This window comes from Streptomyces capparidis (assembly GCF_054782095.1).
In genome coordinates, this window is the sequence record NZ_BAAGTD010000042.1 from 66,650 (window position 1) to 75,327 (window position 8,678).

The 8,678-nt window shown below is 71.2% G+C and carries 8 protein-coding genes; 7 read left to right on the forward strand and 1 reads right to left on the reverse strand.

Features of this window, described 5'->3' with window-relative positions; all coding sequences use genetic code 11:
* Positions 1-72: 72 nt before the first annotated feature.
* Together ACYVO2_RS27890 and ACYVO2_RS27895 are read left to right on the forward strand one after the other, a co-directional pair.
* A complete protein-coding gene (locus tag ACYVO2_RS27890; RefSeq protein WP_461010782.1) occupies positions 73-984 on the forward strand; it encodes a tRNA (adenine-N1)-methyltransferase in 912 nt (303 codons plus the stop codon).
* Positions 985-1,428: 444 nt separating this feature from the next.
* Complete coding sequence (locus ACYVO2_RS27895) at positions 1,429-2,010, forward strand: hypothetical protein (RefSeq protein WP_461010783.1); 582 nt, start codon at positions 1,429-1,431, stop codon at positions 2,008-2,010.
* Between the two features lie 133 nt (positions 2,011-2,143).
* Here the strand turns inward: ACYVO2_RS27895 and ACYVO2_RS27900 are convergent, their stop codons facing one another.
* Positions 2,144-2,425: a ferredoxin gene (locus ACYVO2_RS27900; protein WP_461010784.1), complete on the reverse strand. Its 282-nt coding sequence runs from the start codon at positions 2,423-2,425 to the stop codon at positions 2,144-2,146.
* A 273-nt stretch (positions 2,426-2,698) separates the two neighbouring features.
* Here ACYVO2_RS27900 and arc point away from each other — a divergent pair, with 273 nt between their 5' ends.
* The 5 genes from arc to prcA all read left to right on the forward strand — a co-directional run bounded on the left by arc (position 2,699) and on the right by prcA (position 8,602).
* Positions 2,699-4,468 (forward strand): proteasome ATPase, encoded by a 1,770-nt coding sequence (gene arc, locus ACYVO2_RS27905; protein WP_461010785.1) that lies wholly within the window; start codon positions 2,699-2,701, stop codon positions 4,466-4,468.
* Positions 4,469-4,707: 239 nt separating this feature from the next.
* Entirely contained in the window at positions 4,708-6,219 is a 1,512-nt protein-coding gene (dop, locus tag ACYVO2_RS27910; RefSeq protein WP_461010786.1) for a depupylase/deamidase Dop, read from the forward strand.
* Between the two features lie 131 nt (positions 6,220-6,350).
* Positions 6,351-6,566, forward strand: a complete 216-nt coding sequence (locus tag ACYVO2_RS27915) for a ubiquitin-like protein Pup (RefSeq protein ID WP_461010787.1) — start codon at positions 6,351-6,353, stop codon at positions 6,564-6,566.
* 363 nt (positions 6,567-6,929) lie between these two features.
* Positions 6,930-7,775: a proteasome subunit beta gene (prcB, locus tag ACYVO2_RS27920; RefSeq protein ID WP_461010788.1), complete on the forward strand. Its 846-nt coding sequence runs from the start codon at positions 6,930-6,932 to the stop codon at positions 7,773-7,775.
* Between the two features lie 50 nt (positions 7,776-7,825).
* Positions 7,826-8,602, forward strand: coding sequence for a proteasome subunit alpha (gene prcA, locus ACYVO2_RS27925; protein WP_461010789.1), 777 nt, complete (start codon positions 7,826-7,828; stop codon positions 8,600-8,602).
* Positions 8,603-8,678 lie beyond the last annotated feature (76 nt).

Genomic DNA, 8,678 nt, shown 5'->3' on the forward strand with positions numbered 1-8,678 from the left:
GCGCCCCCCGGGAAACCGGGCCCGCCCCCGGCCGTTCGTCCGCCCCTGCCCGCCTCCAGTACGCTTGTCCGCATGTCCGAACCGACCGGTGCCGCCCGCCGTCGCGGGCCCTTCAGAGTCGGGGACCAGGTCCAGCTCACCGATCCCAAGGGACGCCACCACACCTTCACGCTCGAGGCCGGGAAGAGCTTCCACACCCACAAGGGTTCCTTCCCCCACGACGAGCTGATCGGCGCCCCCGAGGGAACCGTCGTGCGTACCACCGGGAACACCGCCTACCTCGCGCTGCGCCCCCTGCTCCCCGACTACGTCCTGTCCATGCCGCGCGGAGCCGCCGTGGTCTACCCCAAGGACGCGGGGCAGATCCTGGCGATGGCCGACATCTTCCCCGGCGCGCGCGTGGTGGAGGCGGGCGTCGGCTCCGGGGCGCTGAGCACGTACCTGCTCCGCGCCGTCGGCGACCAGGGCATGCTGCACTCCTACGAGCGCCGCGCCGACTTCGCCGAGATCGCCACCCGCAACGTGCGGCGCTACTTCGGCGGCGACCACCCCGCCTGGCGGCTGACCGTGGGCGACCTCCAGGACCACCTGTCGGACACCGACGTGGACCGGGTGATCCTGGACATGCTCGCGCCCTGGGAGTGCCTGGAGGCCGTCTCCAAGGCGCTGGTGCCCGGCGGCATGGTCTGCGCCTACGTCGCCACCACCACGCAGTTGGCGCGCACCGTGGAGAGCCTGCGCGAGCAGGGCACCTTCAACGAGCCGAGCGCCTGGGAGTCGATGGTGCGCACCTGGCACGTGGAGGGCCTCGCCGTGCGGCCCGACCACCGCATGATCGGCCACACCGGCTTCCTGGTCACCGCCCGCCGCCTCGCCGACGGCGTCGAGCCGCCGCTGCGCCGCCGCCGCCCGGCCAAGGGCTCCTACGGCGAGGACTACAGCGGCCCCGGCGCGACCGCCCTGCCCGGCAACGGCGCGGTCTGAGCGGTCCCGCGCCGACGGACAGGGGTGGCGGCGGGGCCGGGCGCCCCGGGCGTGCGCCGCACGCCGGCCCTTCCTGCGCGACCCGGCGTGCTCACGGGCGGCCGCCCTCCGGCGGCCGCCCGTGAGCATACGAATCCATCCCTATATAAAGAGGACAAACATCCCGCGCCCCGGACGGACAACCCCGTCCGGGGCGCGGCCGTGTCCGGGGCCCGCCCGGGCGCACGCGCCCCGCGCGCGGCTCGGGGCCGCCCCGCGCGTGCGCTCCTGTGACCGGGTGTGGCACGATGCTGGCCCACAGCGACGACCGCCGCTGCGGCCGCCCTCGGGGCGGGCTCCAGCCACGCTCCGGCGCCATCTCCGCTCCGGCGGCGGTCCCGCTCCGGTCCAGCCCCACCCCAGTCCCGTTCCACTCCAGCCCCAGTCCCGTTCCAGGAGACGCGTGTGGTCAGCACCGAGCCGCGGGGGACCGGCCTCCCGCACACCCGCTCCCCGTCACTGGCCTGGCTGCTCACGGCGGCCGGTCTCGCGGCCGTCGTCGGCGCGGCCGCGCTGATCGCCCCGCCGGAGGTGTCCGCGAGCCCCTCCGACGGCGCCGCGCGAGCCGCCCGGCCGTCCTCCGCCCCGGACCCGAAGGCGGCCCGCTACCCCCTGGAGTGCGCCGGCGCGCCCGTCGCCGTGGCGAAGGCCGAGTACGGGGACGCCGACGGCGACGGGCGCGCCGACACCGTGGCCGCGGTGCACTGCGAGGCGGGCAACGGCACACCGCCGCACGAGGTGTACGTCCTGTCGCCCGGCGCCGACCCGGGGAGCGCGCCGCGGGTCGTGGCGCGGCTGCTGTCGTCCGCGCAGTCGATGACCGTGGAGGGGCTCACCGTGCGGGACGGCCGCATCACGGTGCGGCAGCTCGGCTACTCGTCCGACAACGTGCCGCGCTGCTGTCCTGATCTGCGCGCGGAACGGACATGGCGCTGGACGGCCGGTCGCTTCGTGCTCGAGTCCGCTCCGCTCTCGGCGAACACCTGACCGGCGCGAAAGCGCGCGAGGACGCGGGAGAGGGAGGGCGCCGGACGCCCGCCGCGCGGCACCGCGCCGGCTCCGGCGCCCCACAGTGGACCGGGCGGCGGCCCGCCCCACCGCGGGGCGGGCCGCCGCCCGGTCACTGTGCGCCGGGTCCGTGGACCTCCACCCCGTCGCTGACCCGCCGCACGTGGATGCACTCGCCGGGGCACTCCTTGGCGGAGTCCACCACGTCGTTGATCAGCGGAAGCGGCACCGGGACGGTCTCGCCCGGCCGCTGGCGCAGCTCGTCGTCCTCGCCCTTGACGTAGGCCAGGCCGTCGATGTCCAGCTCGAACACCTCCGGCGCGTACTGTGCGCAGATCCCGTCGCCGGTGCACAGGTCCTGGTCGATCCAGACCTCAAGCGCGTCCTCGCTCACGGGTGCCTCGCCTGCCGTTCGTCGCTCGGAATGACTCGGTACACAGCCGAGGGACGGAGCGGCATGGATCCGTCCCTGACGGGTGTTGACCGGACCGACGATACAACCGGTCGCTTTCCGATGTTGATGGGTGGGTATCTCCCTGACGTGGGGACGTGCGCAAGGGTGAAGATCGGACACACGCCTTCCGTCTTTGTGATCTAGGGGTTTCAACCCCACCCGGCCCAGGTAGGGTCTGAAAGCGTCCAGCTCCCCTTGGAGGAGGTGAGGACCGTGGCAGCCCACGACGACGACAAGAACCGCGGCAACCGGCCCATGCGGGGTTCCGAGGATCCCGCGAGCCAGGTCGCCTTTCTCGAGCAGGAGATCGCCGTCCTGCGACGCAAGCTCGCCGACTCTCCGCGTCACACGAGGATTCTCGAAGAGCGGATCGTCGAGTTGCAGACCAACCTGGCAAGCGTGTCCGCTCAGAACGAGCGGCTCGCGTCCACGCTCCGCGAGGCCCGTGACCAGATCGTGGCCCTCAAGGAGGAAGTGGACAGGCTCGCCCAGCCGCCCGCCGGGTTCGGGGTGTTCCTTCAGGGCAACGAGGACGGAACGGCGGACATCTTCACCGGCGGCCGCAAGCTGCGGGTGAACGTCAGCCCCAACGTCGAGGTGGAGGAGCTCAAGCGCGGCCAGGAGCTCATGCTCAACGAGGCGCTCAACGTGGTCGAGGCCATGGAGTTCGAGCGCGTCGGCGACATCGTCACCCTCAAGGAGCTCCTCGAGGACGGCGAACGGGCCCTGGTGATCGGGCACACCGACGAGGAGCGGGTGGTGCGGCTGGCCGAGCCGCTGCTCGACGGCGGCCCCCTGCGCGCCGGCGACGCCCTGCTGCTGGAGCCGCGCTCCGGCTACGTCTACGAGCGGGTCCCCAAGAGCGAGGTCGAGGAGCTCGTCCTCGAAGAGGTCCCCGACATCGGGTACGAGGACATCGGCGGCCTGGGGAACCAGATCGAGCTGATCCGCGACGCGGTGGAGCTCCCCTACCTGTACCCGGACCTGTTCAAGGAGCACGAACTGCGGCCGCCGAAGGGCGTCCTGCTGTACGGCCCGCCCGGCTGCGGCAAGACGCTCATCGCCAAGGCCGTGGCCAACTCCCTGGCCAAGAAGGTCGCCGAGGTCACGGGCCAGCCCGCGGGCAAGAGCTACTTCCTCAACATCAAGGGCCCGGAGCTGCTCAACAAGTACGTCGGCGAGACCGAGCGGCACATCCGCCTGGTCTTCCAGCGGGCCCGGGAGAAGGCGAGCGAGGGCACGCCCGTCATCGTCTTCTTCGACGAGATGGAGTCCCTGTTCCGCACCCGCGGCTCCGGGGTCAGCTCGGACGTGGAGAACACCATCGTCCCGCAGTTGCTCGCGGAGATCGACGGTGTGGAGGGCCTCGAGAACGTCATCGTCATCGGCGCCTCCAACCGCGAGGACATGATCGACCCGGCGATCCTGCGGCCGGGACGGCTGGACGTCAAGATCAAGATCGAGCGGCCGGACGCCGAGGCGGCCAAGGACATCTTCTCCAAGTACCTCACTCCGAACCTGCCCCTCCACGCCGACGACCTCTCCGAGCACGGCGGCTCCCGCGAGGGCACCATCGCCGGGATGATCCAGTCGGTCGTGGAGCGCATGTACTCCGAGAGCGAGGAGAACCGGTTCCTCGAGGTGACCTACGCCAACGGGGACAAGGAGGTCCTGTACTTCAAGGACTTCAACTCCGGCGCGATGATCCAGAACATCGTGGACCGGGCCAAGAAGATGGCGATCAAGGACTTCCTCGACCACGACCAGAAGGGCCTGCGCGTCTCCCACCTCCTCGCCGCCTGCGTGGACGAGTTCAAGGAGAACGAGGACCTGCCGAACACCACCAACCCCGACGACTGGGCCCGCATCTCCGGCAAGAAGGGCGAGCGGATCGTGTTCATCCGCACCCTCGTCACCGGGAAGCAGGGCGCGGACACCGGTCGCTCCATCGACACGGTGGCGAACACCGGTCAGTACCTGTAACGACTCCTCCGGCTGCGGGTACCCGGGAGGTACCCGCAGCCGGAGTTGTCTGTCCGGGGTGCGACCGAGCGCCACCAGGTTCGAGCAATGAGTGAAATGATCTCCCCACTGCCGCTCGTGCGTTCTAGGCTCGGTCGTACCGCACCGACCTCGGAGCGGGGATCCGCGAACGGCCACGTCTGAAGCGGTACTTGAGTGGCGCACCGACACGGGAGCGCCGCCCGGGCAAGGAGGGCCGCATGACCGTACGGCGAGTAATGGGCATCGAGACGGAGTACGGGATCTCCGTGCCCGGCCACCCGAACGCCAATGCCATGCTCACCTCGTCCCAGATCGTCAACGCCTACGCGGCGGCGATGCAACGGGCCCGGCGGGCCCGCTGGGACTTCGAGGAGGAGAATCCGCTACGAGACGCGCGCGGCTTCGACCTCGCCCGGGAGGCCGCGGACAGCAGCCAGCTCACCGACGAGGACATTGGCCTGGCCAACGTGATCCTCACCAACGGGGCCCGGCTCTACGTGGACCACGCCCACCCGGAGTACTCCGCGCCCGAGGTCACCAACCCCAGGGACGCGGTGCTGTGGGACAAGGCGGGCGAGCGGATCATGGCGGAGGCCGCCGAGCGGGCGGCGCTGCTGCCCGGCGCCCAGCCCATCCACCTGTACAAGAACAACACCGACAACAAGGGCGCCTCCTACGGCTGCCACGAGAACTACCTGATGAAGCGGGCGACGCCGTTCTCGGACATCGTCCGCCACCTCACCCCCTTCTTCGTCTCCCGCCAGGTGGTGACCGGCGCGGGCCGCGTGGGCATCGGCCAGGACGGGCAGGAGCACGGCTTCCAGCTCAGCCAGCGGGCGGACTACTTCGAGGTCGAGGTCGGCCTCGAGACCACCCTCAAGCGCCCCATCATCAACACCCGTGACGAGCCCCACGCGGACGCCGAGAAGTACCGCCGGCTGCACGTGATCATCGGCGACGCCAACCTGTCCGAGATCTCCACCTACCTCAAGCTGGGCACGACCTCGCTGGTGCTGTCCATGATCGAGGACGGCTTCATCGCCGTGGACCTGGCCGTGGACCAGCCCGTGCGCACCCTGCACGAGGTCTCCCACGACCCCTCGCTGCGCCGCCTGGTCACGCTGCGCAACGGGCGGACGCTCACCGCGGTGCAGCTCCAGATGGAGTACTTCGAGCTCGCCCGCAAGTACGTCGAGGACCGCTACGGCAACGACGCGGACGAGCAGACCAAGGACGTGCTCACCCGCTGGGAGGACGTGCTGGGCCGTCTGGAGACGGACCCGATGAGCCTGGCCGGCGAGCTGGACTGGGTGGCCAAGCTGGAGCTGTTCGAGGGCTACCGCAAGCGGGACGGCCTGGACTGGGACGCCGCCCGGCTGCACCTGGTGGACCTCCAGTACGCCGACGTGCGCCAGGACAAGGGCCTGTACAACCGCCTCGCGGCCCGCGGCCGGATGCGGCGCCTGCTGGACGAGCAGGACGTGCAGCGGGCCAAGACCAGCCCGCCGGAGGACACCCGCGCCTACTTCCGCGGCCGCTGCCTGGAGCAGTACGCCGACGACGTGGCCGCGGCCTCCTGGGACTCGGTGATCTTCGACCTGCCGGGTCGGGACTCCCTCCAGCGGGTACCCACCCTGGAGCCGCTGCGCGGAACCCGCGCCCACGTCAAGGCGCTGCTCGACCGCTGCCGCACGGCCGAAGACCTGGTCAGGGTGCTGTCCGGGGGCTGAAAGAGCGTGCTTCAGGGAATCATCGAGGTGGTTGCCGGACGTTAGGCAAATGTGAGGTGCGAGCGAGGGCCGATGTCGGGTCCCGCTTGTAAGGTCTGATCTTGTATGCGAACCCGAGCGGGGTGAGGGACATGGCGACGAAGGACACAGGCGGTCAGCAGCGTGCCACGCGCTCGACCGAGGAGACCGAGGAAACCGTCCAGGACACCCAGGCATCGGAGGATCTCAAGGAGCGGCAGGAGAAGCTCTCCGACGATGTCGACGCCGTGCTGGACGAGATCGACGACGTCCTCGAGGAGAACGCGGAGGACTTCGTGAGGTCGTTCGTGCAGAAGGGCGGGGAGTAGCGGCCCCCTGCCCCGTCGGCGCCGGGGCGGCGGACGCGCGCCACCGAGGTGGCGCGCCCGTCCGCCTCCACCGGCGCCCGAAGGGCTCGACGGACGTGACCGCCGGGAGTGCTCTTCCCAGGAGCACTCCCGGCGGCGTCGGAGGACGGGGCTCCCGCACCGCCGCGTGAGCCGCCCGCGGTGCCGCGCGTGCCGCGGCCCGCGGCCCGCCGGGCATGTTGGCCACGATCATGAGGCGGGTAGGGTCCGTGGCACGACTGTGCTCCAGCCGCGCCGGCGTTCCGGGACGGCGCCGGTCCCCGCATTCCCGAGGACCGGCCCGCCCCGGAGCGCCGGGCGGCCCACTCAAGTGGAAGGGATCGTGTGGAAGCCAACACCGATGGCACCGGGCGTCTGCCGGCTGCCTTCCTGAGGCCGGGATCGTCGTCGTTCCTGGAGTTCCTCGCCGACCACCGGCCGGACCTCCTGCCGGGCCGGCGCAGCCTCCCGCCGGTGCAGGGGGTCATCGAGGCCCCGCACGGCACGACACTCGTGGCGGCGACCTTCCCCGGCGGCGTGGTGCTCGCGGGTGACCGCAGGGCCACCCAGGGCAACCTGATCGCGAACCGGGACATGGAGAAGGTGTTCCCGGCCGACGAGTACTCCGCGGTCGGCATCGCCGGCACCGCGGGCCTGGCCGTGGAGATGGTCCGGCTCTTCCAGCTCGAGCTGGAACACTACGAGAAGATCGAGGGCGCGGTGCTCTCCCTGGAGGGCAAGGCCAACCGCCTGGCCACCATGATCCGCGGCAACCTCGGGATGGCCATGCAGGGCCTGGCCGTGGTGCCGCTGTTCGCCGGCTACGACCTGGACCGGGGCAAGGGGCGGATCTTCTCCTACGACGTCGCGGGCGGCCGGACCGAGGAGCGCGGCTTCGCCGCGACCGGCTCGGGCTCGGTCTTCGCGCGCGGCTCGCTGAAGAAGCTCTACCGCGACGACCTGACGGAGTCGGACGCCGCCACCCTGGTCGTCCAGGCCCTGTTCGACGCGGCCGACGAGGACTCGGCGACGGGCGGCCCGGACCTGTCCAGGAGGATCTACCCGATCGTCATGCTGATCACCGAGAAGGGCCTGCACAGGCTCACCGAGGACGAGGTCTCCGAGGTCGCCCGGGCGGTGCACGCCCGGCGCCTGGAGCACCCCAACGGGCCGCAGGCCCCGCTGCTGTAGGGGCGGGCGCCGGGATGCACAAGCCACTCACAGAAAAGGACGGGTAGCCGGTGTCCACGCCGTTCTACGTCTCACCCCAGCAGGCCATGGCGGACCGCGCGGAGTTCGCCCGCAAGGGCATCGCCCGCGGCCGCAGCGTGGTCGTGCTCCAGTACGCCGACGGCATCGTCTTCGTCGCCGAGAACATGTCCCGCGCCCTGCACAAGGTGAGCGAGATCTACGACCGGATCGCGTTCGCCGCGGTCGGCAAGTACAACGAGTTCGAGAACCTGCGCATCGCCGGCGTCCGCTACGCCGACCTGCGCGGATACTCCTACGATCGGGCCGACGTCAACGCCAGGGGCCTGGCGAACGTCTACGCGCAGGCCCTGGGCAACATCTTCTCCAGCGCGGGCGAGAAGCCGTACGAGGTCGAGCTGATCGTCGCCGAGGTCGGGGAGGGGCCCGAGGACGACCAGATCTACCGGCTCCCGCACGACGGCTCCGTCGTGGACGAGCACGGCACCGTGGCCATCGGCGGCAACGCGGACCAGATCAGCAGCTACCTCGCCGAGCGCCACCAGGAGGGCATGTCCCTGAAGGAGGCGCTCAGGCTCGCCGTGGGCTCCCTGGCCCGCGACAGCAACGGCTCCGACCGCACCCTCACCCCGGAGCAGCTCGAGGTGGCGGTGCTGGACCGCACCAGGCCGCAGCAGCGGAAGTTCAAGCGCATCCTCGGCCAGCAGCTCGCGGGACTGCTGGAGGACGAGCGCGGCGGCGAGGAGGGCTCCGGGACCGACGGCGGCGGCACGGAGGGTTCGGGGGAGGAGAACTCCTCGGAGAGCTGAGCCCGCCCGTCCGGTCCCGCGCGCTCACGCGCAGGCGCCCGGCCGCGTCCGGAACCCGTTTCCGGACGCGGCCGGG